At 66.0% G+C, this 26,800-nt stretch carries 27 protein-coding genes; 11 read left to right on the top strand and 16 right to left on the bottom strand.

Annotated features, from left to right (window positions below; translation table 11 throughout):
* Nucleotides 1-72: 72 nt before the first annotated feature.
* Nucleotides 73-906 carry an alpha/beta hydrolase fold domain-containing protein gene (locus FG93_RS02655; protein WP_043231402.1) on the bottom strand — a complete coding sequence of 278 codons (834 nt, stop codon included), beginning with the start codon at nt 904-906 and terminating at the stop codon, nt 73-75.
* Between the two features lie 131 nt (nt 907-1,037).
* Between FG93_RS02655 and FG93_RS02660 the strand changes: the two genes are divergently transcribed.
* Complete coding sequence (locus FG93_RS02660; protein ID WP_043231404.1) at nt 1,038-1,973, top strand: LysR family transcriptional regulator; 936 nt, start codon at nt 1,038-1,040, stop codon at nt 1,971-1,973.
* 254 nt (nt 1,974-2,227) lie between these two features.
* Here FG93_RS02660 and FG93_RS02665 read toward each other — a convergent pair whose 3' ends face one another.
* Nucleotides 2,228-3,667: an FAD-binding oxidoreductase gene (locus FG93_RS02665; RefSeq protein WP_043231406.1), complete on the bottom strand. Its 1,440-nt coding sequence runs from the start codon at nt 3,665-3,667 to the stop codon at nt 2,228-2,230.
* A gap of 235 nt (nt 3,668-3,902) precedes the next feature.
* Entirely contained in the window at nt 3,903-4,598 is a 696-nt protein-coding gene (locus tag FG93_RS02670) for a CerR family C-terminal domain-containing protein (RefSeq protein ID WP_043231408.1), read from the bottom strand.
* A gap of 89 nt (nt 4,599-4,687) precedes the next feature.
* On the opposite strand from FG93_RS02670, the gene FG93_RS02675 reads away from it, so the two are divergent.
* The 4 genes from FG93_RS02675 to FG93_RS02690 are packed head-to-tail and all read left to right on the top strand — an operon-like array spanning nt 4,688 to nt 9,765.
* Nucleotides 4,688-5,728, top strand: a complete 1,041-nt coding sequence (locus FG93_RS02675) for an HlyD family efflux transporter periplasmic adaptor subunit (protein ID WP_052513278.1) — start codon at nt 4,688-4,690, stop codon at nt 5,726-5,728.
* Nucleotides 5,725-7,497, top strand: a complete 1,773-nt coding sequence (locus tag FG93_RS02680) for an ATP-binding cassette domain-containing protein (RefSeq protein ID WP_043231410.1) — start codon at nt 5,725-5,727, stop codon at nt 7,495-7,497. Before FG93_RS02675 ends, FG93_RS02680 begins: the two co-directional genes overlap by 4 nt.
* Nucleotides 7,494-8,639 (top strand): ABC transporter permease, encoded by a 1,146-nt coding sequence (locus FG93_RS02685; protein WP_043231412.1) that lies wholly within the window; start codon nt 7,494-7,496, stop codon nt 8,637-8,639. The genes FG93_RS02680 and FG93_RS02685 overlap by 4 nt, the downstream gene beginning before the upstream one ends.
* 7 nt (nt 8,640-8,646) lie before the next feature.
* Complete coding sequence (locus tag FG93_RS02690; RefSeq protein WP_043231414.1) at nt 8,647-9,765, top strand: ABC transporter permease; 1,119 nt, start codon at nt 8,647-8,649, stop codon at nt 9,763-9,765.
* Between the two features lie 20 nt (nt 9,766-9,785).
* Here the strand turns inward: FG93_RS02690 and nagA are convergent, their stop codons facing one another.
* From nagA to FG93_RS02715, 5 genes are all read right to left on the bottom strand, one after another.
* Nucleotides 9,786-10,898, bottom strand: coding sequence for an N-acetylglucosamine-6-phosphate deacetylase (nagA, locus tag FG93_RS02695; protein WP_043231416.1), 1,113 nt, complete (start codon nt 10,896-10,898; stop codon nt 9,786-9,788).
* The gene (locus FG93_RS02700) at nt 10,898-11,929 is read right to left on the bottom strand and encodes an SIS domain-containing protein (protein WP_348270464.1); all 1,032 of its coding nucleotides are present in this window, start codon (nt 11,927-11,929) and stop codon (nt 10,898-10,900) included. The genes nagA and FG93_RS02700 overlap by 1 nt, the downstream gene beginning before the upstream one ends.
* On the bottom strand, nt 11,926-12,759 hold the full coding sequence (locus FG93_RS02705; RefSeq protein ID WP_200878055.1) for a GntR family transcriptional regulator: 834 nt from the start codon (nt 12,757-12,759) through the stop codon (nt 11,926-11,928). The genes FG93_RS02700 and FG93_RS02705 overlap by 4 nt, the downstream gene beginning before the upstream one ends.
* Entirely contained in the window at nt 12,756-13,682 is a 927-nt protein-coding gene (locus FG93_RS02710) for an N-acetylmuramic acid 6-phosphate etherase (RefSeq protein ID WP_043231420.1), read from the bottom strand. The genes FG93_RS02705 and FG93_RS02710 overlap by 4 nt, the downstream gene beginning before the upstream one ends.
* A gap of 332 nt (nt 13,683-14,014) precedes the next feature.
* Nucleotides 14,015-15,124, bottom strand: a complete 1,110-nt coding sequence (locus FG93_RS02715; RefSeq protein ID WP_043231422.1) for an anhydro-N-acetylmuramic acid kinase — start codon at nt 15,122-15,124, stop codon at nt 14,015-14,017.
* Nucleotides 15,125-15,277: 153 nt separating this feature from the next.
* Here FG93_RS02715 and FG93_RS02720 point away from each other — a divergent pair, with 153 nt between their 5' ends.
* The 6 genes from FG93_RS02720 to FG93_RS02745 are packed head-to-tail and all read left to right on the top strand — an operon-like array spanning nt 15,278 to nt 21,176.
* Entirely contained in the window at nt 15,278-16,807 is a 1,530-nt protein-coding gene (locus tag FG93_RS02720; RefSeq protein ID WP_244448473.1) for an ABC transporter substrate-binding protein, read from the top strand.
* A 17-nt stretch (nt 16,808-16,824) separates the two neighbouring features.
* The gene (locus FG93_RS02725) at nt 16,825-17,775 is read left to right on the top strand and encodes an ABC transporter permease (protein WP_043231426.1); all 951 of its coding nucleotides are present in this window, start codon (nt 16,825-16,827) and stop codon (nt 17,773-17,775) included.
* Nucleotides 17,775-18,593, top strand: coding sequence for an ABC transporter permease (locus tag FG93_RS02730; protein WP_043231428.1), 819 nt, complete (start codon nt 17,775-17,777; stop codon nt 18,591-18,593). Before FG93_RS02725 ends, FG93_RS02730 begins: the two co-directional genes overlap by 1 nt.
* The gene (locus FG93_RS02735) at nt 18,590-19,039 is read left to right on the top strand and encodes an N-acetyltransferase (protein ID WP_043231430.1); all 450 of its coding nucleotides are present in this window, start codon (nt 18,590-18,592) and stop codon (nt 19,037-19,039) included. The genes FG93_RS02730 and FG93_RS02735 overlap by 4 nt, the downstream gene beginning before the upstream one ends.
* Entirely contained in the window at nt 19,039-20,298 is a 1,260-nt protein-coding gene (gene murA / locus FG93_RS02740) for a UDP-N-acetylglucosamine 1-carboxyvinyltransferase (RefSeq protein WP_043231432.1), read from the top strand. Before FG93_RS02735 ends, murA begins: the two co-directional genes overlap by 1 nt.
* Complete coding sequence (locus FG93_RS02745) at nt 20,295-21,176, top strand: BadF/BadG/BcrA/BcrD ATPase family protein (protein WP_043231434.1); 882 nt, start codon at nt 20,295-20,297, stop codon at nt 21,174-21,176. The genes murA and FG93_RS02745 overlap by 4 nt, the downstream gene beginning before the upstream one ends.
* Here FG93_RS02745 and FG93_RS02750 read toward each other — a convergent pair.
* The 8 genes from FG93_RS02750 to epmA all read right to left on the bottom strand — a co-directional run bounded on the left by FG93_RS02750 (nt 21,161) and on the right by epmA (nt 26,736).
* Nucleotides 21,161-21,469 (bottom strand): DUF1330 domain-containing protein, encoded by a 309-nt coding sequence (locus tag FG93_RS02750; protein ID WP_043231437.1) that lies wholly within the window; start codon nt 21,467-21,469, stop codon nt 21,161-21,163. The genes FG93_RS02745 and FG93_RS02750 overlap by 16 nt on opposite strands.
* A 4-nt stretch (nt 21,470-21,473) precedes the next feature.
* Nucleotides 21,474-21,761 carry a DUF1330 domain-containing protein gene (locus FG93_RS02755; protein ID WP_043231439.1) on the bottom strand — a complete coding sequence of 96 codons (288 nt, stop codon included), beginning with the start codon at nt 21,759-21,761 and terminating at the stop codon, nt 21,474-21,476.
* Nucleotides 21,762-21,802: 41 nt separating this feature from the next.
* Entirely contained in the window at nt 21,803-22,510 is a 708-nt protein-coding gene (gene pyrF, locus FG93_RS02760; RefSeq protein WP_043231441.1) for an orotidine-5'-phosphate decarboxylase, read from the bottom strand.
* Entirely contained in the window at nt 22,507-23,091 is a 585-nt protein-coding gene (locus FG93_RS02765; protein WP_043231443.1) for a histidine phosphatase family protein, read from the bottom strand. The genes pyrF and FG93_RS02765 overlap by 4 nt, the downstream gene beginning before the upstream one ends.
* Before the next feature lie 25 nt (nt 23,092-23,116).
* A complete protein-coding gene (locus FG93_RS02770) occupies nt 23,117-23,875 on the bottom strand; it encodes a hypothetical protein (RefSeq protein WP_152579266.1) in 759 nt (252 codons plus the stop codon).
* A 70-nt stretch (nt 23,876-23,945) separates the two neighbouring features.
* Nucleotides 23,946-24,590: a DsbA family oxidoreductase gene (locus tag FG93_RS02775; RefSeq protein ID WP_081881259.1), complete on the bottom strand. Its 645-nt coding sequence runs from the start codon at nt 24,588-24,590 to the stop codon at nt 23,946-23,948.
* 32 nt (nt 24,591-24,622) lie between these two features.
* A complete protein-coding gene (locus tag FG93_RS02780) occupies nt 24,623-25,675 on the bottom strand; it encodes a lysine-2,3-aminomutase-like protein (protein ID WP_043231449.1) in 1,053 nt (350 codons plus the stop codon).
* A complete protein-coding gene (gene epmA / locus FG93_RS02785; protein ID WP_043231877.1) occupies nt 25,672-26,736 on the bottom strand; it encodes an EF-P lysine aminoacylase EpmA in 1,065 nt (354 codons plus the stop codon). Before epmA ends, FG93_RS02780 begins: the two co-directional genes overlap by 4 nt.
* Nucleotides 26,737-26,800: the final 64 nt, after the last annotated feature.

Genomic DNA, 26,800 nt, shown 5'->3' on the forward strand with positions numbered 1-26,800 from the left:
GGATCGTTCCCTGAATCATGGGTTCATTCCTTGCGAGAGAAGAGAGGATCGAGTTGGTCGCGCTGGCCTGGATCAGGACGGCGCGGTGGATTTGAAGAACTCGGTTACATGGTCACATGCCAGACAGAGGCAGGAGCCTTCCTTGGGAGCCTCGGCATAGGCTCCTGGCCAATGGCTTGGTGCAGCCTGCACGTAGCGCCTGACTGCGACACCCGCTTCCTGCAGCCGGCAGGCATAGCTTGCGCATTCGTCACGCAGCGGATCGTCCTCCGCCGTGATCAGCAGGGCGGGAGCCAGCCCGGCGAGCCGGGAGGCGTTGAGCGGCGCCGCATAGGGATGAGCCGCCTTGTCCGGCGAGCCCAGATAGTCGTGCCAGCCATCGGCCCAGCGACATCCGACGGGGCCGGCATCGGCCTCGCGCAGCGAATAGGTCCCAAGGCAGGAATCCAGCATCGGCGAGAGCAGGATCTGCCCGGCGAGCGGCGGTCCCTGCCGGTCGCGCACCATCATGGCGAGAGCCGCGGCCAGATTGCCACCAGCCTCTTCGCCAGCGACATAGAATGGGGCGTTCTTCGAAACCCAGCGGCTGCGCGCCTTGTAGAGCGCCAGCAAGCCACCAAATACGGCCTCCAGCACATCGGGGAAGCGGTGCATTGGCGCGAGCGGATAATCGACCGAGACGACAGCGGCACCGGCGCGCGCCAGGATCGTCGCGACGGCCTCCCCGCTTGCCAGCGAGCCCTCGTTGAAGGTGCCGCCATGCAGGTGCATGACCAGCGCAGTGCTGCGGTTGAGCTCTGCCGGGACGAAGACACGCGCCGCCAGCGAGACTGGCTTGGCAGCGATCACCTCATCCCGCCATGTCACGGCGATCGGGCGGTCGAGGGTGGCGGTCTGAGCGGACATGGTGTGTCCCGGCGGCTTCTGTTGCAATGCAACCTGATTTAGACCACCGTGTTTTTGCAATAAATATCCACTTTGCTCATTCATTATTTCCATACGGAAACAATCGAAAGAGCAGCCCTTGAGAGAAAGCCATGGACCAGCTCAGCGCCATGCGCGCCTTTGTCCGCGTCGTCGAAGCCGGCACCTTCACCCGTGCAGCCGATCTGCTCGACATGCCCAAGCCGACGGTGACCAAGCAGATCCAGCAGCTTGAGTCGCATCTCCACGCCAAGCTCCTCAACCGCACCACGCGGCGCGTGACGGTGACGATGGACGGGGCGGCCTATTACGAGCGCGCGCTCAGGGTCCTGAACGAAATCGACGAACTCGACGGCAGCATGGCCTCGTCACAGGCCAGGCCGAGCGGACGTCTGCGCGTCGACGTCAGCGCACCGCTGGCCATGCGGGTCATCATCCCCAACCTGCCCGGGTTCCATGCGCGCTATCCCGACATCCAGATCGACCTCGGCCTCAGCGACCGACCGGCCGATCTGCTGGCGGAGAATCTCGATTGCGCCGTCCGGGCCGGCGAGATCGCCGACCAGAGTCTGATCGCCCGGCGCATCGGCGAGATGTATCTCGTGACCTGCGCCTCCCCCTCCTATGTCCAGCGCCATGGCGAACCACAGCATCCGACCGACCTCGAGGGCGATCATTTCATCGTCGGCTATCGCTATGCCGGAACCAGTCGCACGGCCCCCTTTACCTATGCCGACGGCAAGGAAAGCCACGAGATCAGGGGACGCTTCGTCGTGTCGCTGAACGAAGGCACCGGTTACGTCGCCGCCGCGCTGGCGGGGCTTGGCATCGTTCAGGCGCCAACCTTCATGGTGCAGGAGGATATTGCCGCCGGCCGGCTCGTGCCGCTGCTGACGAACTGGTGCTCGACCCCCAAGCCGCTGCACATCGTCTACCCGCCGAATCGTCACCTCAGCAACAAGGTGCGCGTCTTCGTCGACTGGCTGGCCGAGCTCTTCGCCAAGGACGACCTGATCCAGCGACGCTCCAGCCTGCCGCATTGCGCCTAGATCATCGGACCGGAAATCGTATCCGGCCCGATGATCTAACCCTTTGTGTTTGCATCGGCTTTCCCGAAAATCGCAATCCACTTTTCGGGCCGATGCTTTAGGACGCAAGGCACCGCTCCCGAGTATCGCCCAGCGCCGGCGGAGAACGTCATTCCGCCCATGGAGACGCACCAGGCCGCACGGACACGATACGCGTCGATCCCTGCGGCCTGGGCCAAGCCTCCACCTCGCCCGAACTGTTCAGGCGGCCGGGCTCATGCGGCCTGCGAACTCGCCGTCGGCTTCACATTCTGGTTCATGCGAAACAGGTTCATCGGGTCGTAGCGCCGCTTCAACTCGGCAAGGCGATGGTAACTTCCCCCGTAAGCCGCCTGGACGCGGTCCATCTCGTCTGCCGGCATGAAGTTGATATAGGCCGTTCCGGCTGAATACGGCCTGGCGGCGTCAAAGAGCGCGCGCGCCCAGGCGATGCAGGCCTGGTCCATGCCCTGTTCACGCCAGCGCGCATGAACATTCATGACAAAATGGGAGCTGCGTTGCGGAAAGGCGGTCGCATCTGCCGCAACGCGGCCAGCCGCTCCACCGACATGGCCGATGAAGATCTCGCATTCCGGGCCGGGAAGGCGACGCACCGCGCCAATCAGGATTCTGATCGTCGCATCGGAGAGCTCGGTGAAGTCGTGGCTCTTCCAGTAATTGCGGGCACCGGCCGTGAGCAACGGATCGAAGGCCTGTTGCCATGCCGCGAAAGGCGCAGGCCCAACCACATCGGCGATCGGCTTTCCGATGGCGCGCAGCCTGGCGGTCGCCTTTTCGCCTTCGGCGATGTCGCCGCAATAGCACATCGCGAGAACCAGCACGCCCCTGCCATGCCACTCGGCCGGCAGGAACGGCAGCGGCGGCGCCTGTCGCATCACGACCCAACAGGTCAGCTCGTCGGGCGCCACGTCCAGGGCCTGACGATATTGCTTCAGGACGGCCTCGGCATCATCGAAGGGATGCACGACGAGGCCTGCCAAGACCTGGGGCCCCACCTTGTGAAGCCGAAATTCGAACGCGGTGACGACCCCGAAATTTCCACCGCCGCCGCGCAGGGCCCAGAACAGGTCGGGATCTTCCGATTGGCTTGCGCGCCTGAGCTCGCCATCGGCCGTGACCACCTCGACAGACAGAAGGTTGTCCAGGGTCAAACCGAACTTCCTCGTGATCCAGCCAAAGCCCCCGCCCAGCGTCAGTCCGGCAATGCCCGTGGTCGAATTGATGCCCGTCGGCACCGCCAAGCCGAAGGCCTGCGTTTCCTTGTCGACATCGGCAAGGGTTGCGCCCGGCTCGACCCAGGCGAGCTGCGATGTTGCGTCGACACGGACCGATTTCATCGGTGACAGGTCGATCATCAGGCCGCCGTCACAGACGGCGTTTCCGGCAATGCCGTGCCCGCCGCCACGCACCGAGACCAACAGTCCGTTGTCACGCGCGAATCGTACGGCACTGACGACATCTGCAGCTACCGCACAACGTATGATCAGGCCGGGCTTGCGATCGACCATTCCATTCCAGATCGCGCGCGCACCATCATAGGCTGCATCAGTCTCGTCGAGCACGCTGCCATGAAGCTGCGCGGCGAACGCCTCGATGGCTGAGGCGCTGATGGTCTTCCTTCCGGCTGCCAATGTGGTGAGGCTGTGGGCTCGCATGATCGCTTCTCCCGAATGGGTGATGAACGCTCAGCCCCCGCCAATAGAATTCTGCGCCGACGCCAGGCAGCGCTCAGTGATCCAGATCACAGAGGCCCGGGATTCGACATTTCAGCGCGATGGAAGTTTGGGCCGGGAGTTTGACGCGACGACCGTGCCCAGCCGCGGGCAATCGCGCAGGGCTCAATGATCGGAGATCGGATGTTGTACTGACTTGATCGGGAGCAAGCCCCCCTCAAGCGGAACGCGCTTCCTTCAATGCATCAAGTTCCGCCGCCACGGCAGCGATGCCGCCAAAGGCAAAGCGCTGGAAATGGGCGACCATCTCGTCAACGGCGCCGGGGTCTGACGACAGGCCGGGAAAGACCTGCGCGAGGACCTGGCGATTGCCGACGAGCATCACCACGAAGGGGGCGATGATATTGAGACAGCAGCGGGCAACGACGGGATGATCAGGCGGCACTCCGAGGATCTCGCCAACGATCCCGGTGACGATACGCTTCTTCGGGAGAATCTCGCGATCCCGCAGCACCGCGAAGGCGGGTGACGGCGCCAGCACCTCGCGGCTCAGGACCCGCAAGGACCAGCTCGAGGAGGCGGGCCCCATGATCGTGCGGACGATGAGGCCAATGAGGGTACGAAGCTTGTCCTCCGGGGCCCTCGGCGCCTCTGCCAGCTTGAGCAGCCGATCATAGGTCAGCAGGCGACGATGCGCCTCGACCAGCACTTCGGCATAGAGCCCTTCGATTCCTCCGTAATAGTAGTTGACGGCCGCGGAGTTGCTGCCCGCGCGCTCGGCGATCTCCTTGCCCGTGGCGCGGTCGAAGCCCTTTTCTGCAAACACCTCTCCGGCCGCATCGAGAATCTGTGCCTTGGTTGCAGCGCCATCCTCGCGGCGGCCGGGCAATTTTCGAGGAATCGTTCGTTTCATGATCCGAGCTTAGCGCCGGGCAAGCATATTTGAAAGATAAAATTCAAATACGGATTTGACATACTGCACAAGGCTCCTATCTTGAAGGCATGAGCAAGGCACCCCGCATACTGGCTGTCATCGCCCTTCTCGGCGCGGCCGCCGCCGGCGCCTGGTGGTATGGCCACCGCCCGGCCGAGCCGGCTGAGCTGATCCTCTATGGCAATGTCGACCTCAGGCAGGCTTCGCTGGCCTTCAATGGCAGCGAACGCATTGCCGCGATCCTTGTCGAGGAGGGCAATGTCGTTCGCAGCGGGCAGGTCCTTGCGAAACTGGATACGAGCCGGCTGCAACCGCAGATCGACCAGATGGAAGCGACAGTCGGGGCTCAGAAGGCCGCGCTCGATCGATTGCGCAACGGTACCCGCCCCGAGGAGATCGCCCAGGCCCGGTCCAACCTGGAATCGGCCAGGGCGGATTCGGTCAACGCCGCCGCGCAATATGAGCGGCGGCGCGCCTTGTCCGCGAATGCCGTCAGCCAGCAGGATCTCGATGCCGCCAAGGCGCTTGCCGAGGTCACCAAGGCGAAGCTCGATGTCGCGCGGAGCGCGCTCGACCTTGCCCTCGCCGGCCCGCGCTCCGAGGACATCGCGCAGGCAGAGGCGCAGCTTCGTGGCAGCCAGGCGCAGCTTGCGCTCGTCCGGCGCCAATTGGTCGACGCGGAGCTGATTGCGCCCTTCGATGCCGTTATTCGCTCGCGGCTGATGGAACCCGGCGAGATGGCCTCGCCCAGCCGGCCTGTGCTTTCGCTTGCGATGACCGGCACGAAATGGGTGCGGACCTATGTGGCTGAACCGAAGCTCGGACAGGTCCGCTCCGGCATGCGGATGCAGGTCACCACGGACAGCTTTCCGAACCAGCCGCTCGAAGGCTGGATCGGTTTCATCTCGCCCGTCGCCGAATTCACGCCGAAGACCGTGCAGACCGAGGATCTGCGTACGAGCCTCGTCTACGAGATGCGTGTCTTCGTCGAGGACCCGCAGGACAGGCTGCGCCTCGGCATGCCGGCCACGGTCAGGCTCCTGCCGGGAGCCGAGGCTGCTATCGCAGACCGTGCTGCCGTGCCCGCGAGCGGGAAGGCCGAGCCATGACCCCCGCCGCGCCCCCTTCACCCGTCACGGCGCGGACCCTCCACAAGACGTTCCGCCGTGCCACCGGTGAAACCGTCAAGGCACTCGACGATGTCTCCTTCGAGGCCAGGGGCGGCACGCTGACCGCCCTCGTCGGCCCCGACGGTGCGGGAAAGACGACATTACTGCGGCTGATCGCCGGGTTGATGAAACCTGATGAAGGCATGCTTCACGTCCTCGGCATTGCCGTCGCGGACGCCCCCCAGGCCGTCCAGGACCGCATCGGCTACATGCCGCAGAAGTTCGGGCTCTATGAGGATCTGAGCGTCCAGGAGAACCTCGATCTCTATGCCGATCTTCACGGCGTCGGCGCGGGCCAGCGCGAGCAAATCTATCCTCGCCTCTTCGAGATGACCCAGCTCCGGCCCTTCCGCGAGCGACTGGCCGGGAAGCTGTCCGGCGGAATGAAGCAGAAATTGGGGCTCGCCTGCACCCTCGTCCGTGCTCCCGAACTGCTGCTGCTGGACGAGCCGACGGTCGGCGTCGACCCGCTGTCGCGACGTGAACTCTGGGCAATCGTGCTCAAGCTGGTGCGCGAGGACGGGCTCACCGTGATCGTCAGCACCTCCTATCTCGACGAAGCCGAACTCTGCGACCATGCAGTCGTCATGCATGCCGGCAAGGTTCTGGCGCAAGGCACGCCGAGCGAGATCACGGCCAAAGCTCAGGGGCGCACCTTCATCATCGAGACGCCCGAGGGAATGCCGGCGCGTTCTCTGCAGGCACGATTGTTTCAGCGGGATGGCGTCATCGATGCCGTGCCCGAAGCCGGGCAGGTACGCGTCGTGCTTGCCGCAGCGAGCGAAACCGGCGCCCTCCCCCTCGGCGGCGGCACGCTTCAGCATCGCCTCGCACCGCCGCGTTTCGAGGACGGTTTCATGGTGCTGTTCGCCGCCGTCGCCGAGCGCACACGGACCAGTGCCGTGACGCTCGACCAGCCCACCTCCCCGGGCTCCGACGCAATTGCGGTCGAGGTCCACGACCTCGTTCGCACCTTCGGCGATTTCACCGCTGTCGATCATGTCAGCTTCCAGGTCCGGAGCGGCGAAATCTACGGGCTTCTCGGCCCCAACGGCGCCGGCAAGAGCACCACGTTCCGGATGCTCTGCGGGCTGCTGCCGGCCTCACATGGCACGCTGCGTGTCGCCGGCGCGGATCTGCGGACATCGCGCGCCGAGGCGCGGCGCAGGCTTGGCTATGTCGCCCAGAAATTCTCGCTCTACGGCCAGTTGAGCGTCGACGAGAATCTCGACTTCTTCGCCAGCGCCTATGGGCTGCGTGGCCGGCGCAAGGCGGACCGGATCGCCTGGGCGAAGCAGCAGTTCGAGCTCGACACCTTCTCCCGGCTGCCGAGCGGGCAATTGCCCGGCGGCTTCAAGCAGCGCCTCGCGATGGGGACAGCCCTGCTGCACGAGCCGGACATCCTCTTCCTCGATGAGGCGACGAGTGGCGCCGACCCGATCGCGCGACGCGAATTCTGGGGCCGGATCACGGCGCTCTCCGAGCAGGGCGTCACCGTGATCGTGACCACGCATTTCATGGAGGAAGCAGAGTATTGCGACCGGATCATCATCCTCGATGCCGGACGAAACCTGGCGGAGGGCACACCGGCCGAGATCAGGGCCCATGCAACAGCCCAGGACGGACGCCAGCCAACGATGGAGGACGCCTTCATCGCTATCGTCGAGGCCTCGCGTGACGCGCCTGCCGAGCGGAGGCCGGCAGCATGACCGCCGTGACCTCACAGACCGGTGGGACGGCAAGGCTGCGCCGCATCATGGCGCTGATCCGGAAGGAAGGTTGGCAGGTCATGCGCGACCCGAGCAGCGTCGCGATCGGCATCGTCATGCCGATGCTGCTGCTCGTGCTCTTCGGCTACGGGCTCTCCTTCGACGTCAAGAACGTTCCGGTCGCGATCGTGATGGAGGACATCTCGGCCGAGGCGCGCGGCGCGGCGTCGAGCTTCGAACTCTCCGACTATTTCAACGCGATGCAGGTCAAGACCATGGCCGAAGCCGAGCGGATGATGCTCGACAGGCACGTCAACGCCATCGTCCGCATCCCGCCCGATTTCGCGCGCCGGATGGAGCAGGGCACGGCCGAGATCCAGGTGCTGGTCCATGGCACCGACGCCAATACCGCCCGCATCTCGCTCGGCTACGCTCAGGGTGCGGTTGCGACCTGGATGGCGCGCGAGGTCGCAATGGGTCGCATCATCGCCAGTCCGTCCGTCTCGATCGAGAGCCGGCTTTGGTTCAACGATGCCAATAACAGCAGCTACTTCCTGGTTCCCGGCCTGATCGTGCTCGTGATGACGCTGATCGGCGCATTGCTGACCGCGCTTGTCGTCGCGCGGGAATGGGAGCGCGGAACGTTCGAGGCGCTGTTCGTCACGCCTGTGCGCCCCGGCGAGATCCTGCTCGGCAAGACAGTGCCCTATTTCATCCTCGGCATGATCGGGCTCACCCTGTCGATCCTCGGCGCCAAGCTGCTCTTCGGCGTGCCGATCAGGGGCTCGCTCGGGCTGCTGGTTGCCGTGTCGATGCTCTATCTGATTGTCGCGCTCGGCATCGGCCTGCTGATCTCGTCACTGACCAGGAGCCAGTTCGTCGCGAGCCAGATCACGATCATCGCCACCTTTCTCCCGGCGATGATGCTGTCCGGCTTCATGTTCGACATCCGCAGCATGCCGGCAGCGATCCAGGTGATCACGCATATCTTCCCGGCGCGTTACTTCGTGAGCGTGCTGCAGACCCTGTTCCTCGCCGGAGATATCTGGCCGGTGATCCTGCCGAATGCGGCAGTGCTGGCCGTCATGGCCGTGGCGCTGATCGCGCTTGCGATCCGCGCGACGCGCAAGACCATCGGGTGAGGTGGCCATGCTCGACATTCTGCAGCGCATCCTAGCCCTGATCCGCAAGGAACTCCTCGCGATCCTGAAGGATCCGAAGAGCCGCGTCTCCCTGATCGCCCCGCCGGTTCTGCAGTGCCTGATCTTCGGCTATGCCGCGACCTATGACCTCAACAACGTGTCCTATGCGTTGCTCGACCACGACCGCAGCGCGGTCTCACGGGCGCTGATCGCGCGCCTGGACGGCTCCGGCACATTCACACGCGTTGCCACGCTCGACGTCGAGCAACAGATCGCCGATATGATCAACGACCAGCGCGCCTTGCTGGTGATCACAATTCCCTACGATTTCGAGCGCGGTCTGCAGGCCGGGACCGCGCCCGCCGTGCAAGTCATCGCCGACGGGCGCAACTCCAATACCGCAGGCACCGCGCAAAGCTATGTCGGCCAGATCGTGACCGGTTTCGCGGCCGAGTGGCAGATTTCGCGCGGCCGGCCTGGCCCGCCCGTGCGAATGACCACGCGGGCCTGGTACAACCCCACCCTCGAAACGCGCTGGTACATGGTTCCGGCCCTGATCGGCACCATCACCATGATGATGACAATGATGCTGACTGCGATGTCGGTGGCGCGCGAGCGCGAGGAAGGCACGTTCGATCAGTTGCTGGTGACCCCGTTCCGTCCCTCGGAAATCATGGTGGGCAAGGCGGTCCCCGCCATGATGATCGGACTGACCCAGTCGACGCTGATCCTGCTGGTGGCGCAGCTCTGGTTCCAGATCCCGTTTTCCGGCAGTTTTGCGATGCTCTATCTCGGCCTCTTCCTGTTCCTCGCGGCATCGGTCGGGATCGGCCTCTTCATCTCATCCATCGCGGGCAACATGCAGCAGGCAATGATCGGCTCCTTCGTGCTGCTGATGCCTTTCATGCTGCTTTCGGGCCTGACCGCGCCGATCGGCAACATGCCCGAGATCCTGCAGTACTTCACCCTGATCAACCCGCTGCGCTACGCCATCAGCATCACGCATCAGATCTATCTGGAGGGTGCCGGAATCAGGCAGCTCTTGCCGGAGATGCTGGCGCTCGTCGCCATTGCCGCCGCGACCTTGCCCTTCGCCGCCTGGATGTTCAGGAACCGGCTGGTCTGAGCCGATCGCGCCTCGAGGATCTAGCCGCCGGTGCGCAGCACGGAGAATTCCGCCCGCCGCCCCGGCGCGATCCGGCCATGGCGGGTGGAAAGGCCGAGAAAAGCCGCCGGCGTTGCGCTCGCCATCGCCAGGGCCTGCTCAAGCGTCGCGCCGCCGTGCCGATATGCGTTGAGAATCGCGGCATTCATGTCGAGATGAGCGCCTGCGAGCCGGCCCTCGGCATTGACGAGGCGGCCACCGCTGACATGGATCGTCTCGCCGAAGAGTTCGAAGGCATCCCGGTCCGCGCCGATCGTCGCCATCGCGTCGGTGACCAGCATCATCCTTTCCGGGCCGATCGCGCGGAACGCCGCCTGGAAGGACGGCCAGGCGACATGATGCCCGTCCGCGATGATGCCGGCGGTGAGCCCCATGCCCGCCATCGCCGAACCGACCACGCCCGGCTCGCGCGAGCCGAGCTGCGACATGGCGTTGAACAAATGCGTGACACCGCTCAGGCCCTCGGCATGGGCCGCCGCCACCTGCGCCGCGCTCGCGTTGGAATGGCCGGCGCAGACCTTGACGCCACGCGCGACCAGGGCACGGATGAAGCCGGAAGGCACGCATTCGGGCGCAAGCGTCACCAGTGTCACGCCAGAGGAGCCAAGAGACGCCAGCAGGTCGACATCCTCCGGCTCCGGCCTCAGCAGATTGGCGACCAGATGCGCACCATGGCGCTCGGGGTTGATGAAGGGGCCTTCGATGTGCAGGCCGAGAACGCCCGGCACAGCTCGCTCGATCGCTTCGCGTGCGGCGTCGATGGCCTTTGCAATATCTGCTCTGCTGGCGCTGATGAGGGTTGGTAGCAGGAAGCGCGTGCCGAAGCGGGCATGGGCGGCGCTGATCGCAGCCATGCCGTCGGCGCTCAACGTATCGTTCAGCATGACGCCGCCGCCGCCATTGACCTGAACATCGATGAAGCCCGGCGCGAGCACGGCGTCGTCCGGCAGTTCGTCGATAACACAGTGCGGCTGCGCGCTCGACGGCAGCATCTCAGTGACGATCCCGTCTTCGGCGATGACGAGGCGATCCAGCCAGATCTGCTCGCCATCGAACAGGCGCGGCGCGCGCCAGCCCTGCCGCCGCGGTGCCATCACAATGTCTCCGTGACCTTGACCAGCCCCGGCGGGCGGTCGACATCGCGGCCAAGGCGCACCGCCTCGGCTTCAAGCGCGCGATAGACCGGAACCAGCAGCGCGATCGCGTCGAGCACTGGGTCGCCCGCTGCCAGTCCCGGAAGAGTCGGCCGCGGCCCGCTCCCCGAGAAGATCGACGCACCTTCGCGAGCGAGCGTCGCCAGCGCCTCCTCGATGCTGTCCGAAACCTCGCCGCCGGCATTGAGGCCGAGGATCGGATGCTCGCTCCGGATCGCAGCCTTGGGACCGTGCAGGACCTCTGCGGAACTGAACGCCAGCACGGGCACGCCCAGGACTTCGGCTGCCTTGAGCGCGGCCTCGCGCGCCGGGCCCAGCGTCAAACCGCGCCCGATGACGAAACCCGCCGGTGCGTCGGAGAGCCGGCGCGCCCAGGCAGACCAGTCAAGCGCGAGCGCCTGGGCAAGACGTTCGGGAGCCGCCTGCGCTGACGACACGAGCGCTGCGTCCCCGCTCAGCCGCGCGACCAGCAGCATGCCGGCCAGCATCGTGTTCACAACCGTCTTGGTTGCGGCCACTGCGAGTTCGGGACCTGCCGTGATCGGGATGACATGGCGGCAGGCACGAGCGGCAGGGGAATTCGGGTCATTGACGATGGCGACCGTTTGCGCCCCGGCAGCTGTCGCCTGCTCGGCCGCCGCCACGAGATCGGGACTGCGGCCGGACTGCGAGATCAGGATATACAGCGCCTCCTTGAGACGCGGACTCGCGCCATAGCGCGTCACCACCGACGGGGCGGCCGCGGCAGAGCTCAAGCCCAGGCGGGTCTCGATCAGATAGCGCAGATGCGTGCCTGCATGGCCGGAACTGCCACGGCCGCTGACGACGACATGACTGACGCGCGGCATCTGCAACGCCTCGACGACACGCGCAATCTCGCCTGTGCCCTCCTGCAGCAGCCGCGCCGCCGCCTGGGGGATCTCAGCGATCTCGCCCGACATGCGGGAGGCCTTCTGATCCTGTAATGTCACGATTGCGGCCCCATCGCTTCGCCCTTCAAGGTCGCGACAAAATCATAGCGATCGCCGCGATAGGCGGAGAGCGTGAACTCGACCGGCTTGCCATTGCCGAGAAACGCACGGCGCTCGATCCTGAGCAGCGCGCTGCCTGCCGGAATGCCGAGATGCTTCGCCTCATCGGCCGTCGCGAGGCCGGCATGGATGCGCTGCACGCCATGGGCCGGCGCTGCGCCCCTCTGAGCGAGCGCGGCATAGAGCGAGGTCTCGATCAGATCCGGCGACGGCAGGATGGTGGCTGGCACGACGGCGCATTCAATCGCCAGCGGCTCGCCATCCGCCGTTCTGACCCGGATCAAGCGGACGACCACGTCGCTCGGCCCGAGGCCCAGCGCCATCGATTCCTGCGGCTTCGGCCGCGCCAGTTCCTTCGACAGCCAGATCGAACCCGGCCGGCCGCCGCGGTTCTCGATATCGGTCGAGAAACTTGCCAGGACCGAGAGCGGCTGTTCCATGCGCGACGCGACAAAGGTGCCCGAGCCGTGCCGTCGCGACAACGCGCCGCTGCGAATGAGCTCGTCGATGGCATTGCGCACGGTGACCCGGGCGTAGCCGGTCAGCTGGGCGAGATCGCGCTCGGAGGGAACGGCGTCGCCCGGAAGGAAGACCTCGGTCTCGATCAGCCGGGACAGCGCGCCTGCGAGCCTGAGATAGCGTGGCGTCGGGTCGTCTCCGGCGAGCGCCTGAAGGATTGCCTGCTGCTTGGCCGGCATCGCCTCGGGGGCGGCGTCGGACGCGCCCTCGCGCGGACGTCGCGGACCGCGCCCGGGTGAGGTTTCGCTCACGGGGCCGCCCTGGGAGGCGCCTTGATCGGGTCGTTCGTCCCGACACCGAGATCGAACAGGGCCAGGCGCAGGTTGCCGTGATGGCGCGCGAGCAAGGTCTCGGCCAAGGCAGCCTCGGCGCCGCTTGCAAGCAGCACCGCGCGCTTCACATCGCCGCCGGCGCGGTCGAGGTGCCGGGCGGCGGCTTCCATGCCGCACCCGGTGATCATCTCGACCATTTGCGCGGCCCGCAGCCTGAGCTTGGCATTGGTCGCGCGCATATGAACCATCAAGCCGCGATAGACCCGGCCGAGGCGAATCATCAGCAGCGTCGAGAACAGGTTGAGCACGATCTTCTGGGCGGTGCCTGCCTTCATCCGGGTCGAGCCGGCGACGACCTCTTCCCCGGTTTCCGTCAGGATACCGAGATCCGCGGTGCGCAGCAGCGCCGAGCCGCGGTTGTTGGCGACGCCGATGGTCAGCGCGCCACGGGCCTTGGCCTCTCCGATGGCGGCGAGCGTGTAAGGCGTACGACCGCTGGCAGCGAGACCGATCACGACGTCGTTCGGCCCGACATCGGTGCGGCGCATCGCGCCGGCGCCGTCATCGACAGAATCCTCGGCATTCTCGACGGCGTGGAGGATCGCCTCATCGCCACCAGCGATGGCAAAGCCCAACCGCTCTTCCGGCCAGTCGAAGGTTGGGGTCAGCTCGGCGCCGTCCTGCACGCCGATGCGGCCCGAGGTGCCGGCGCCCGCATAGATCAGACGGCCGCCGGCCTCGAGGCGCGGTACAGCCGCGGCAACGGCTTCCGCGATCGCCGGCAAGGACGAGGCGATGGTGGCGACAGCCGCAAGCTGGCCTTCGTAAAGCGCCTTGAGGATGTCGAGGTCGCCCCAGGCATCAAGTTCTCGAAAGCGCGCGCTGACGTCTTCAGTCGCCATGGATAGCCCCTCGTGACCAGACCAAATTAAGTCCACTTTAGCCCAGTAGCAAGCGAGGAACCGAAGGGGAAGAGATGTTTCGGCCGGCAGCCACACCAGCGCCCCTCGTCTCTCTCCGTTGGCGAACCGGTCATGCCGGCCTGGTTCCCACGTCACGAAGGCGAGGCAAGCCAGCCGATCGCGCCGCAACGGGCCGTTTCATCTGGGGCGACGCGGATCAATCGCCGCCTCTCCGACGGTGGAGACGACACACCCTGCCGTTCTGCGGAAGGCCTGATTGCGGGGGGCTTGCGCACTGGCTCGCCGCCCGACTCGCGCCGTTTGCTCGAAGACTAGCTCGGCAGGTTCAGCCGCCCGCCAGTCAGCGGCTCGGGCACGCCGGTCGTGCCGGGCAGGCTGAGCGGCAGACCCTTGACCGAGCGGATCGCGAGGTAACCGAAGGTCTGCGCCTCGATGACGTCGCCGGCCCAGCCAGCGGCCTCGACGGGCTCGACTGGCACGCCGAGACGCTCGTGCAGCCTCGCCATGAAATGGCTGTTCAGGCGGCCGCCGCCCGTGACCAGCCAGCGCTTCGGTGCCTTCGGCACATGGCGCAGAGCGGAGACCACGCTTTCCACCGTGAAGGCGGCGAGCGTCGCGGCGCCATCGGCGTCCGAGAGCGCTTCCACGACCTTGGCACGGCGATGAAAATCATTGCGATCCAGAGATTTCGGCGCCGGGCGTTCGAAGAACGGATTCGTCATGAAGTCCGCCACGAGATCCTCGCGCACCTGCCCGCTCGCCGCCAGCGCCCCTCCGGCATCGTATGCGCGGCCCAACCGCCGCAAGACGAAGTCGTCAAGGATCGCGCTGGCAGGACCGGTATCGAAAGCGATCACGTCGTCGCCGTCGATATAGGTGACATTGCCGACGCCACCGAGGTTCAGCACCATCACGGGCTGCCCCAGCCCCTGCGCCAGCGCCAGCGCACGATGATAGAGCGGCGCGAAGGGAGCCCCCTCGCCGCCCGCCGCAACATCAGCGTAGCGGAAGCGGTCGACGGTCGGGATGCCGAGAGCTGTTGCGACGGCCGGCCCGTCGATGAGCTGGCGGGTGAAGCGGATTTCCGGCCGGTGATAGACCGTCTGGCCATGCAACCCGACGAGATCGATGCTCTGCGGATCAAGCGCCTGTTCGGTCATGAAGCGCCTGACCGCATCGAGATGCGCTGCTGTCACCGCCGCCTCGAGCTCGCGCAGCGGCTCTTTAACCGCGCGTTCGGCCTCGGCAATCAGAGCCTGAAGTTCACGCCGCGTCTCCGCCGGATAGGGGTAGGACGCGCCGGCTCCGAAGCGGAGCGTCTCGCGGCCATCGCTCTCGACGATCGAGACGTCGATCGCGTCCATCGACGTGCCACTGATCACGCCGATCGCGGTCAGTGTCTGCTTCGCCAGATCGCGCATCTTCCGTTCCCTAATGCCCATGGCAAGCTTCAAGGCTTGCACTGGCTCTAGGCGATCGGCTAAGCGTTGTCCAGATTGGTCCCTAAGTGGTCCATATGCGAAACTGATCGCACGAGCGCCCAAAAAGGCGCCGTCTGCCAGGAGGGGTGGGCCATGTATCGCGCCATGAAGCAGGGTTCGGGACTACGCCGCGCATTGTGCAGCAGCATCACTGCCGCGACCTTCACGCTGATCGCCGGAGCAGCGTCCGCCCAGGTGCTCGACATCGCCGTCGAGGCTTCGCCCGCAGGGCTCGACCCCCATATCGTCACGGCCTTCGCCTCTTCGCAGCTCGTGCTCGGCCCGATCTATGAAGGTCTGACCGCGCTCGACAAGGACCTCAATATCATTCCCGGCCTGGCCCAGTCCTGGACCGCCTCCGCCGACGGCAGGACCGTGACCTTCAAGCTTCGCCCCGGCGTGACCTTCCATGACGGCAAGCCGATGGAAGCGGAAGACGCCGCCTCATCGCTGCGGCGGGTGCTCTCCAAGGATGTCGGCTCGCCGCTCGCCAGCCGCCTCGGAGCGCTGGAAAGCGCAACCGCAGTCGACGCGACCACGCTCGAGCTCAAGCTCAAGGAGCCGTCGGCCCCGCTGCTCGCGTCATTGACCGGCATCGCGATCGTTCCACGCGGGCTCGAGGGCAACAAGGACGCGCTGCAGCGCGCGCCGATGGGCACCGGCCCGTTCAGGTTCGAGGAATGGCAGCCGAACGGCTTCATCCGCCTCGCCAAGCATGCCGGCTACTGGAATGCGGCAGACGTCAAGCTTGCAGGCGTCAAGTTCAACTTCGTTCCTGAGGCGGCCACGCGCCAGGTCGGAATCGGCAACGGCCAGTTCGCGCTGCTGCCGCATATCGATGCGGCCACCGCCCTCCAGCTCAAGGGCAAGCCCAATGTGGCGATCCGCGAGACGATGGAACTCGCCTACACGCTGATCGGCATGAATGTCTCCAAGCCGCCCTTCGACAATCCGAAGGTGCGCGAGGCGTTGAACTACGCCCTGAACCGCAAGGAGATCATCGACGCTGCGCTGTTCGGCAGCGGCACACCGGCCGCCCCGCTGCCGCCCGTGCTGAAGGACTGGGCCGTCGATGTGAGGGACCTGCCCTGCTACACCCATGATCCGGCCAAGGCCCAGGCCCTGCTCAAGGAAGCCGGCGTCGCCACGCCGATCTCGGTCAGCATGACGATCCTGCCGCGTCAGGACATCCGCGACATCGCCCAGGTGGTGCAGCAGCAGCTCGGCAAGGCCGGCTTCAAGGTTGAGCTGAAGAACCCCGAGCTGGGCCAGTTCGTGCAGGATTGGCGCAACTCGAATTTCGACCTCTTCGCCTCGACCAATGCCGGCAGCATCGAGCCCGACGATTATTTCTACCGGGCGTTCCGCACGGGCGGATCGACCAACGTCTTCAAATACAGCAACCCCGAACTCGATGGACTGCTCGACAAGGGCCGCGCGACGCTCGACAAGCCAGCGCGGCAGGCGGCGTATCGCGACGCGCAAAAGATCCTCGGTTGTTCGGGCCCGGCGGCACATATCGCCTATCCCACCCTGTTCAGCGCCGTGCGCGGCAACCTGCAGGGCTATGACATCTACGCCAACCGCTCGCTGGTCTCGCTCGGCCGCGCCAGCCTGCGCTGATCCGGCACGGTCGAGGCATGCTCCGCCATCTGCTCCAGCGCGGCCTCGACCTCGCGATCGTGCTCTTCGGGATCTCCGTGATCGTCTTCATGATGATCCGGCTGATCCCGGGCGATGCGGTCGCGATCATGCTCGGCGCCAATACCGAGGTGACGCCGGAACGCGTTGCGGCGATGCGCAGCGAACTCGGGCTCGACCGGCCGCTGCTCGAGCAATATCTGAGCTGGCTCGGGCGAGCGCTCCACGGTGACTTCGGCACCTCGATCTGGACCGGCCGGCCGGTGCTCCAGGAAATCACGGCCCAGATCTGGCCGACCCTCCAGCTCACCGTGCTGGCTCTCGTCATCGGCGCCGGCCTCGCCGTGCCCGTCGGTTGCCTGATGGCGCATTGGCGCGGCGGACGGGCCGATCTCGTCCTGCGCATCGGCGCGATCGCGGGGCTCACGATCCCGTCCTTCTGGCTCGGCATCGTCATGCTGATCACGGTGGCAAGCCTGGCCCCGAACTTCGCCTCACTCGGCTATGTGCCGTTCAGCGAGGACCCGCTGGGCAACCTGCAGCGGCTGCTGCTGCCGGCAATCGCGCTCGCCTTGCCGATCCTTGCCAACCTGTCGCGCCTTGTCCGCACGGCGATGCTCGACGCGCTCAGCCAGGACTATATCCGCACCGCCCGTGCCAAGGGGCTTTCGGAAAGCGCCGTGCTCTACCGACATGCCCTGCGCAACGCGCTCATTCCATTCGTCACCAGCGTGGGCATCATGACGGGCTATCTGCTCGGCGGTGCCATCGTGGTCGAGCAGGTCTTCTCGATTCCAGGACTCGGGCGGCTGATCCTCGGCGCCATCGCCGAGCGGAACTATCCGCTGGTCCAGGCCACCATCCTCATCGTCACCGTCGGCTTCGTGCTGGTGAACGCCCTGGTCGATCTCGCCTATGCCCTTATCGACCCAAGGCTGAGGACTGGGTGATGAGCCAGAGCCGCCGTATCGCCATTGCTGCAGGCATCGTCGTCACGCTGCAGATCGTGCTGGCACTCGCCGCCCCGCTGGTTGCGCCCTATGATCCGCTCGCACAGGACATCGTCGCCCGCCTGAAGGGACCGAGCCTCGGGCATTGGCTTGGCACCGATCATCTCGGCCGCGATATCCTGGCGCGCATCCTCTACGGCTATCGCACGGCTCTGATCGCCTGCGGCATCGCTGTCGGCCTCGCGCTGCTCGTCGGGGGTAGCCTCGGCCTGCTCGCCGCCTTCTATCGCGGCTGGTGCGAGCGCATCGTGATGCGGCTGATGGACATCCTCTTCGCCTTTCCCGTGATGCTGCTCGCCATCGGCATCATCGCCATGCTCGGGCCGCGAACGGAAAGCGCCGCCATCGCGATCGCGGTCGTCTATGTGCCGATCTTCGCCCGGCTGATCCGTGGTCCGGCGCTCGTTCTGGTCGAAAGCGACTTCGTCGCCGGCATCCGCGCGATCGGCGCCTCGGATCTGCGCATCATGCTGCGCCATATCCTGCCCAATCTGGCCTCGGTGATCCTGGTGCAGACGTCGTTGCTGCTTTCGGCCGCGATCCTGGTCGAGGCCTCACTCTCCTTCCTCGGCCTCGGAACCCAACCGCCGACCCCCTCGCTCGGGCTGATGCTGGCGGAAGGGCGCAATTTCGTGCTGCTCTCGCCCTGGAACGCGATCTTCGCCGGGCTCGGCATCCTCTTCCTCTCGCTCGGCTTCAACCTGCTCGGTGACGCGCTCCGCGACGAACTCGATCCCCGCCTGCGGGGCCGGTCGTGATCATCCGCAAGGCAGAGCCGGCCGATATCGCTCCGGCCGCGGCCATTCCTGCGCAAGCCTATCAGACCGACTTCCGCCCCATCATCGGCGATGGGGCGTCGGCTTATGATGTGGCGCATTTCGAGACCCGATTCGAGCGGGACCTGGAACATCTCACAGTGCTGGACGATGGCGGCGTCAAAGGCGTTCTACTGCTGCTCGACGGTCATATCGCCATGCTTTTCGTAGCCGAGACCGGCCACCGCCACGGTGCAGCCCTGCTCGCCCATGCCGAGGTGCATGGCGCCCGCTCGCTCGAGGTGTTTGCAGCCAATGCGGGCGCGCGACGCTTCTATGAGCGGGCCGGCTGGCACATCGCCAGAGAATATAGCCGCAACTTCGCCGGCGCAGAGCACCGCTTCCTGCGCTATGAGAAGTCACCCGAATTCACGCAAGAGGGCGCCTGATGGACAAGCTCCTGATCCGCGGTGGCCAGCGGCTGTCCGGAACCGTCGATATCCGCGGAGCCAAGAACGCCGCCCTGCCTGCCTTCGCGGCCGCGCTCCTCTCCGACAGGCCGCTGACACTGCGCAACCTGCCGGACGTGGTCGATATCAGGACGATGCAGGCCCTGCTGGAAGCATATGGCGTCACATTCTCCGGCCGCGCGGCCGATGCGCTGACGATCAACGCCAGCGAAGCCGCGCCGCGGGAGGCGAGCTATGACATCGTCCGCAAGATGCGCGCGACCATTCTGGTGCTGGGGCCGCTCATCGCCCGCTTCGGGCATGCCCGCGTCTCCCTGCCCGGCGGTTGCGCGATCGGTGCACGCCCGGTCGACCTTCACCTGAAAGCGCTCGAAGCCCTCGGCGCCGAGATCAGCGTCGCTGGCGGCTATATCGAGGCCAGTGCTCCCGCTGGCCTCCGCGGCGCGCGTATCGTCTTTCCCTTCTCCTCGGTCGGAGCCACCGAAACCGCCTTGCTGGCGGCGAGCCTTGCCAGCGGCGAAACCGAGATCGTCAACGCGGCGAAGGAACCGGAGGTCCTCGACCTCGCCCGCTGCCTCGTCGCGATGGGCGTGAGGATCGAGGGCATCGGCAGCCATCGCCTGCAGGTCCAGGGTGCCCAGAGCTTCAGGCCGGCGACCTATGAGATCGTTGCCGATCGCATCGAGGCGGGCACCTACGCGGTTGCGGCCGCGATCACCGGCGGAGAACTCGAACTGGTCGGTGCGCGGCTCGAACATCTCGCGGCTGTCGGCGAAGCGCTCGAAGCCGCCGGCGTCAGACTCTGGCCGACCGATCGCGGGCTGATGGTGTCGCGGCCAGGCCGGCTCACCGGCATCGACATCATGACCCAGGCCTATCCCGGATTCTCGACTGATCTGCAGGCGCAGTTCATGGCGCTGATGAGCGTGGCGGACGGCACCTCGCTGATCCGCGAGACCGTGTTCGAGAACCGCTTCATGCATATTCCGGAGTTGGTCCGGCTCGGCGCCGACATCACGCTGAAGGGGACCAGTGCCATGGTGCGCGGCGTCGAAACGCTCAAGGCGGCACCGGTCATGGCGACCGACTTGCGCGCCTCGGTCAGCCTCGTGCTCGCCGGACTGGTTGCGCAGGGCGAGACCGTGGTCAGCCGCATTTATCATCTCGACCGCGGCTATGAGGCGCTCGACCGCAAGCTCAGGCGCTGCGGCGCCGATATCGAACGGGTCGGCGCATGAGCGCCGCGGCCGATCTGTATCTCGGTGTCGATGGCGGCGGCACCGGCTGCCGCTGCCGGCTGGAGACCGCCCGGGGCGAGGTGCTCGGCTCGGGCATCGCGGGGCCGGCCTCGCTCCGTCTCGGCCTGGAGACCGCGCTGGCCGCGGTGATGCAGGCAGCGCGGGGCGCGATGACCGAGGCGGGCCTCGGCGAGGATCAGTTCAATCGGGTCCAGGCCGGAATCTGCCTCGCCGGCATCGGCCGCAAGGGCATGCAGGAGGAACTTGCAGGCTGGGCAAGCCCCTTCGCCGTGACGGTCTTCGAGAGTGACGGGCTCGGCGCCTGCCTGGGCGCCCATGCCGGTGAGGACGGCGGCATCGTCATCATTGGCACCGGCTCGATCGGCCTTGCTCGCGTCGACGGACGCGAGATCCGCATTGGCGGCTACGGCTTCCCGGTTGGCGATGAGGGCAGCGGCGCCGATCTCGGCCTTGCCGCCATTCGCGTCTCGCTGCGCGCCCATGACGGCCGGGAGCCGCAAACGCGCTTCACGAAGGACGTCCTGGCCAGGTTTCAGGGGGACCCGTTCGAGGTCATCGCCTGGATGGACAAGGCGCACGCCACGGACTACGCGACGCTCGCGCCTCTCGTGCTGCGCCATGCCGATCTCGGCGACTCGCATGCCCGCGCCATCATGCAGAATGGTGCGGCCCTGATCGACGCCATGGTGCGCACTCTGTTCGAACGCGAGGTGCCACGCGTGGCGCTGATCGGCGGCCTGTCCTCCGCGATGGAGGCCTGGCTTGCGCCCGATGTCAGGCGCAGGCTCTCTGCCGTCAGAGGCGACGCGATCGCGGGGGCGCTATCGCTGGTGCGGAGGCATCACGCGCCGGGCTGAGGCCCGTCATAGCCACCGATGATGACAAGATCGGACTTCCCGGCCTGCGCCAGATGCCTGGTGGCTTCCTGGTATTCAGGCGACTCGTAGCAGGCGCGCGCCGTTGCCTCGTCCTTGAACTCGATGACGACGTTGTGCTTGCGCCCCTCGCCGCGTGCGAGCTTGTACTCGCCGCCACGCACCAGGAACTTCGCGCCGAATTTGGCGAAGGCGATGGCATTCAGGGTGCGATACCTGGCGTATGCCTCCTGATCTTCGACATCGACTCGGGCAACCCAGTATCCCTTCGCCATGACTTTAGAGCCCTTCCACGACAACGAGATCGATCTCGCCGGCGCCTTCACGCTCCTTGCGGGCAGCGGCATATTCCGGCGAATTCGCATAGGCCTTGGCCATCTCGAAATCCTTGAACTCGATGATGACGTTGCGGGCCCGGCCCTCGCCTTCGGCCACAGTCATCTGGCCGCCGCGCACGATCGGCGTGCCGCCATACTGCTTGATCACCTCGGAGGCCTTGGCGGCATAGACCGCCCAGAGCGTCGCGTTGGAGACCTTGGCGCGACCGATGACATATCCCTTGGGCATTTCCAGCTTCCGTTCTTGGGGTGAAACCTGTTCCGGCCAGACTACGAAGCCGCGGCGATCTCGTCCATGATCGCGGCAGCCGCCGCACGCGGATCAGCTGCGCGGATAATGGGGCGGCCGATGACGAGATGGTCGGCGCCGACGCGGATCGCCTCGCCGGGCGTCAGGGTCCGCTTCTGGTCGCCAGCGGCGCTTCCCGCGGGGCGAATGCCAGGCGTCACGATGACCATGTCCGGGCCAATGATGTCGCGGACGATTTCGGTCTCGGCGGCGGAGCAGACGATGCCGTCGATGCCCGCGCTGCGGGCCTGCTGGGCACGCAGGCGCACGAGATCGCGCACGGCGAGACCGTAGCCGGCATCGCGCAGATCGCCATCATCGTAGGAGGTAAGCGCGGTGACGGCGAGCAGCTTCAGATCGGAGTCGGCCCGGCCCTCGACCGCGCCGCGCATGGTCTGTGGATAGGCATGCACGGTGAGGAAGGTGACGCCGAGCTTGGTCAGGGAATCGACGCCCTCGGTGACGGTGTTGCCGATGTCGTGCAGCTTGAGGTCGAGAAAGACCTTCTTGCCCTCCGAAATCAGCTGACGCGAGAGGTCGAGCCCGCCGGCAAAGGCGAGGCGGTAGCCGATCTTGTAGAAGGTCGCCCCATCGCCCAGTTCGGACACGATGCGGTAGGCGTCCCAGATCGTCGGCACGTCGAGCGCCACGATCATGCGGTCACGAAGATCGTTGATCTTGGCGGTCATGACGCTGCGAACTCCTCAATCGATTGCCAGCCGTGCTGCACGATTCGCGTCGTTACGTCGAATGCGAAGAGATTGCCACCGCCTGCGGGCTGATCGCGCAGGCGTGTGATGGGCGCGCCCGACACAGCGCAGAGCAGCAAGGTGCCGACCCCGCCATGGCCGACGAGCAGAATGTCGCCATCTCCCGCCGCGCTTAGCACGGCCTCAGTTTCGCGAATGATCCGCGACTGCGCATCGACCGCCCGTTCCCAACCGCGAACGCTCAGCTCCGGATTGGCGAAGAATTCGTCCGCCACCTTCTCGAACTCCGGCGGCGGCAGGAAGCCTGTCGCCGAGCGATCGTTCTCGTGCATGGCCTCACGGATCTCGACGGAGAGGCCGAGTTGCTTCGCGACGCATTCCGCCGTCTCGATCGCCTTGCGCTCGGCCGACGAGACAATGAGTCGGGTTCTGGCGAGCCCCGGCGCAACCCCGAGCGCCAAGGCCCGTTCCCGCCCAATGTCCGACAGCCCCCAATCGGGCACGGGCACGGCTGGATCAATCTTGACCTGGGGATGGCTGAGATAGCGGACGACACCCATCACATCGGACCTTCGCACATGAACATCACTTCAGCGCCAGCACGAACATGATGGCGATCAGCGCAATCAGCAGATTCATCATCCAGCGATTGAGCACGGTCAGCTGGCGCAGCTTGCGGAACTCGATGCCGTCCTCCGGGTCTGCATCCGGAGCCTCAGTGGGATGGGCTGCCGGCACCGGATGCGGCTCTTCCTGCCTGCGCCCCCGCTGAGACCAGCTCAGGCTCTGTACCAGTCCCTTGGCACTCCCGCTCGTGCGACCGTCGGCCTCGATGCCGAGATACCAGGTCAGGGGGCTGCCGGCCGGCGGATCGCAATCGGCATCGCTGATCCAGAGATTGGTCGCCGCCGAGATCGAGATGGCATCGACCAGTCCCGCCTGCAGATCGCGCTTCAATTCGGCATAGACCGGTGCGGAGACGAAAAGATCGGCCGAAAAAGCACCGGCATGGGGAGCATCCGCTTCGTCGTCAAACCCCAGCCTGAGCAGCATCTTGCCTTCGCCGGTTTCGGGAAGAGCGCGGATGCTCAGCGCGACATGCTGAGCACGGTCCGCAAAGCCGGCACGCGCGAGCCAATCGCGCCCGAGAGAGCCAAAGCCGCGAAGGCTGGCAACGGAACCGAGGGAACCGTTCTGGCTGGAATAACCTGAGACCACATCGAGCGGCCCAGTTTCAAGCAGGAGGTGCCGGGCCGGACTCTGTACGAACGCATTGCGCTCGCCCTCGATCGTCAATCGGCCGTCCGCAGTCGTAACGGCTCGTGTCGTCGCGTCCGGTCTCATCTCAACTCTGCCCCCCGCCGGCCCCTTCTAGACCAGCGCGGAGGCAAACGAAATCCGGAGTTCGTCTCGCTCACGCCGTCTCGCGCGCGAGCTGGGCGAAAACCTTGGTCCAGACATCCGGCGTCTGCGCGCCCGAAACCGCGAGCTTGCCTTCGACGATGAAGAAGGGCACGCCGGTAACCCCGACCTTCTGGGCGTGAGCCTCGAGGCCGATGATCGTCTCACGCAATTCATCATTGGTGAGTTCGTCGCGGGCCGCATTTTCCTCGAAACCGAGTTCGGTCGCGATCGCCACCAGCGTCTCGAGATCGCCGATATCACGCCCGTCCTGGAAATAGGCCTTGAACAGCGCCGCCTTCATCTCGGTGCCGCGCTGCACGGTGGAAGCGGCCGCGATCAGCATATGGGCCATGCGGGTATTGGGCGTGCGTGTAACCTTCGACCAGTTGAAGGTCACACCGCTTTCGAGCGCCGCTTCCGAGAGCCTGATCTCGATTTCCTTGCGCTTGCCGGACCCGAACTTGGCATCGAGATAGCTCGTCCGGTCCGCACCGTCCGCAGGCATGTCTGGGTTGAGCTCATAGGGCAGCCAGGTGATGGCGACGCGGTTGGTCAGACCGTGATTCGCCAGCGCCGTCTCGAGCCGCGCCTTGCCGATGAAGCACCAAGGACAGACCACATCCGACACGATGGCGATGGGCATTTTCTCTTGCATGACCGCTCCTTGGCGATGCGCCGCGCTGGTACTCAAACTGGCGGGTAGGAATGCTGCGTACCGAAACGGTCTTCAGCCCGCGCCTCGGCGCCCGGCGTCTCGCAGCCTGAAAGGAAGGACGGACCGACGGGTATCTTGCCGGCCCCTCCGGGGATGTCGAGGATATAGGTCGGCTGGCACAGGCCCGAAAGATGGCCTCGCAGGCTTTTGACGAGGGCTTGCCCCTCCGCCAGCGACAGCCGGAAATGCGAGGTGCCCGGTGCGAGATCCGGATGGTGCAGGTAATAGGGCTTCACCCGGTTCTCGACGAAGGCACGCATGAGCGCCGATAGGGTCTCGACATCGGCATTGACGCCCTTGAGCAGCACGCTCTGGCTGAGCAGGACATGGCCGGCATCGGCAAGGCGCGCAATCGCGGCACGGGCCGCCGGCGTGAACTCGCGCGGATGGTTGGCGTGAATGGCGATGTAGCTCGCCTTGCCGGGCACGCGCAGGGCGCGAGCGTAATCGGCCGTGACCCGCTCGGGATCGACCACTGGCACTCGCGTGTGCCAGCGCGTCACCTTGATATGCGGGATCGCCGCCAGCCGCTTCGCGACATCGCGCACACGGCGCCCGGAAAGGATGAACGGATCGCCACCCGTCATGATGACCTCCCAGATCTCCGGCCGGGAGGCGAGATAGGCAAGCGCCGCGTCGAGCTTTTCGCCAGCAAGCGAGGCGCCGCCCGGTCCGACCATCTCGCGCCGGAAGCAGAAGCGGCAATAGACCGGGCAGGCATGGACGAGCTTCAGCAGGGCGCGGTCGGGATAGCGATGGACCACCCCCTCGACCGGCGAATGCGCCTCGTCCCCGATCGGGTCCGCCATTTCCTGCGGCAAGGTCAGCAGTTCCGCCGCATCGGGGATGAACTGGCGCGCGATCGGATCGGCCGCATCGGATGGGTCGATCAATGCCGCGATCGCGGGAGTGACGGAGACGGCGTAGCGCCCGGCAACCGCATCCAGCGCCGCGCGCCGCGCCGGCACAACAAGCCCCTGCGCCACAAGCGCGTCGATGCTGCGAAGAGGGGTGTGGGCGGTCATCGGCCTGTCCTGCCCGGTTCGGCCACCGGCGTCCAGAGCACATCCTCGATCCGGCGCGCACCGGTGCAGAGCATCACCAGCCGGTCGAAGCCGAGCGCGATGCCGGAGGCCGGCGGCATCGCATCCAGGGCCGCGAGGAAATCCTCGTCGAGCGGATAGCGTTCGCCATAGATGCGCTGCTTCTCGTCCATGTCCGCCTCGAACCGCCGACGCTGCTCGGCCGGGTTCGTCAGTTCCCCAAAGGCATTCGCAAGCTCGACGCCGCAGGCATAGAGCTCGAAACGCTCGGCCACGCGCGGATCGCCCGGCTTCGGCCGCGCCAGGGCCGCTTCCGAGATCGGGTATTCGCAAAGGATGGTGGCGCAACCGCGACCAAGATGCGGCTCGATCTTCTCCGAGAGAACTCGGCTGAAAATGTCCGACCAGCTGTCATCCTCGGCAAGCCGGATGCCGGCGGCACGTGCAGCTGCGGCGAGGGCCTTGCGATCGGTCTCCCCATGATCCGCGATGGTCGCGAGCAGGTCGACGCCAGCATGCCGAACAAAGGCATCATGCAGGGTCAGGCGCTCGGGTTCCGCGAAGGGATCGGCAGTCAAGCCCCGCCAGTGCAGCAGGCTCGCGCCGGCGGTGCGCGCCGCTTCGGCCAGCAGGGCCGCGGCATCGGCCATCAGTGCATCGTAATCCTCGCCGGCGCGGTACCATTCCAGCATGGTGAATTCGGGATGGTGCAGCGCCGTGCGCTCCCGATTGCGGAACACCCGGGCGAAATCGAAGATGCGGCTTTCGCCGGCCGCCAGCAGCTTCTTGGCCGCGAATTCCGGGGAGGTGTGCAGGTAATAGGGATGCACGCCCTCGGCATCGTCGATCAGCGCGGTCGCGAAGCCATGCAGATGCGTCTCATTGCCCGGCGAGACCTGCAGGATCGCCGCCTCGACCTCGATGAAGTCGCGCGCCTCGAACCAGCGTCTCAGCGCTGCCTTGATGCGTCCGCGCGCCAGCAACGCAGGCCGCCGATCGGCATGAATATCCGGCCGCCACCAGGGCGGATGTCCCTCGGCCATCGAACCTCGGTTAAGAATCTCTGCAAGCTTCCGTTTCGCCCGCGAATGCGGTAGTTCCGCGGCG

The organism is Allobosea sp. LC85 (genome assembly GCF_000735605.1).
Classification (GTDB): domain Bacteria; phylum Pseudomonadota; class Alphaproteobacteria; order Rhizobiales; family Beijerinckiaceae; genus Allobosea.

What these genes read in the sequence shown, in the direction of transcription:
- FG93_RS02655 (WP_043231402.1), bottom strand. Translation starts at nt 906, where the DNA reads ATGTCCGCTCAGACCGCCACCCTCGACCGCCCGATCGCCGTGACATGG.
- FG93_RS02660 (WP_043231404.1), top strand. Translation starts at nt 1,038, where the DNA reads ATGGACCAGCTCAGCGCCATGCGCGCCTTTGTCCGCGTCGTCGAAGCC.
- FG93_RS02665 (WP_043231406.1), bottom strand. Translation starts at nt 3,667, where the DNA reads ATGCGAGCCCACAGCCTCACCACATTGGCAGCCGGAAGGAAGACCATC.
- FG93_RS02670 (WP_043231408.1), bottom strand. Translation starts at nt 4,598, where the DNA reads ATGAAACGAACGATTCCTCGAAAATTGCCCGGCCGCCGCGAGGATGGC.
- FG93_RS02675 (WP_052513278.1), top strand. Translation starts at nt 4,688, where the DNA reads ATGAGCAAGGCACCCCGCATACTGGCTGTCATCGCCCTTCTCGGCGCG.
- FG93_RS02680 (WP_043231410.1), top strand. Translation starts at nt 5,725, where the DNA reads ATGACCCCCGCCGCGCCCCCTTCACCCGTCACGGCGCGGACCCTCCAC.
- FG93_RS02685 (WP_043231412.1), top strand. Translation starts at nt 7,494, where the DNA reads ATGACCGCCGTGACCTCACAGACCGGTGGGACGGCAAGGCTGCGCCGC.
- FG93_RS02690 (WP_043231414.1), top strand. Translation starts at nt 8,647, where the DNA reads ATGCTCGACATTCTGCAGCGCATCCTAGCCCTGATCCGCAAGGAACTC.
- nagA (WP_043231416.1), bottom strand. Translation starts at nt 10,898, where the DNA reads ATGGCACCGCGGCGGCAGGGCTGGCGCGCGCCGCGCCTGTTCGATGGC.
- FG93_RS02710 (WP_043231420.1), bottom strand. Translation starts at nt 13,682, where the DNA reads ATGGCGACTGAAGACGTCAGCGCGCGCTTTCGAGAACTTGATGCCTGG.
- FG93_RS02715 (WP_043231422.1), bottom strand. Translation starts at nt 15,124, where the DNA reads ATGCGCGATCTGGCGAAGCAGACACTGACCGCGATCGGCGTGATCAGT.
- FG93_RS02720 (WP_244448473.1), top strand. Translation starts at nt 15,278, where the DNA reads ATGTATCGCGCCATGAAGCAGGGTTCGGGACTACGCCGCGCATTGTGC.
- FG93_RS02725 (WP_043231426.1), top strand. Translation starts at nt 16,825, where the DNA reads ATGCTCCGCCATCTGCTCCAGCGCGGCCTCGACCTCGCGATCGTGCTC.
- FG93_RS02730 (WP_043231428.1), top strand. Translation starts at nt 17,775, where the DNA reads ATGAGCCAGAGCCGCCGTATCGCCATTGCTGCAGGCATCGTCGTCACG.
- murA (WP_043231432.1), top strand. Translation starts at nt 19,039, where the DNA reads ATGGACAAGCTCCTGATCCGCGGTGGCCAGCGGCTGTCCGGAACCGTC.
- FG93_RS02745 (WP_043231434.1), top strand. Translation starts at nt 20,295, where the DNA reads ATGAGCGCCGCGGCCGATCTGTATCTCGGTGTCGATGGCGGCGGCACC.
- FG93_RS02750 (WP_043231437.1), bottom strand. Translation starts at nt 21,469, where the DNA reads ATGGCGAAGGGATACTGGGTTGCCCGAGTCGATGTCGAAGATCAGGAG.
- FG93_RS02755 (WP_043231439.1), bottom strand. Translation starts at nt 21,761, where the DNA reads ATGCCCAAGGGATATGTCATCGGTCGCGCCAAGGTCTCCAACGCGACG.
- pyrF (WP_043231441.1), bottom strand. Translation starts at nt 22,510, where the DNA reads ATGACCGCCAAGATCAACGATCTTCGTGACCGCATGATCGTGGCGCTC.
- FG93_RS02765 (WP_043231443.1), bottom strand. Translation starts at nt 23,091, where the DNA reads ATGGGTGTCGTCCGCTATCTCAGCCATCCCCAGGTCAAGATTGATCCA.
- FG93_RS02770 (WP_152579266.1), bottom strand. Translation starts at nt 23,875, where the DNA reads ATGAGACCGGACGCGACGACACGAGCCGTTACGACTGCGGACGGCCGA.
- FG93_RS02775 (WP_081881259.1), bottom strand. Translation starts at nt 24,590, where the DNA reads ATGCAAGAGAAAATGCCCATCGCCATCGTGTCGGATGTGGTCTGTCCT.
- FG93_RS02780 (WP_043231449.1), bottom strand. Translation starts at nt 25,675, where the DNA reads ATGACCGCCCACACCCCTCTTCGCAGCATCGACGCGCTTGTGGCGCAG.
- epmA (WP_043231877.1), bottom strand. Translation starts at nt 26,736, where the DNA reads ATGGCCGAGGGACATCCGCCCTGGTGGCGGCCGGATATTCATGCCGAT.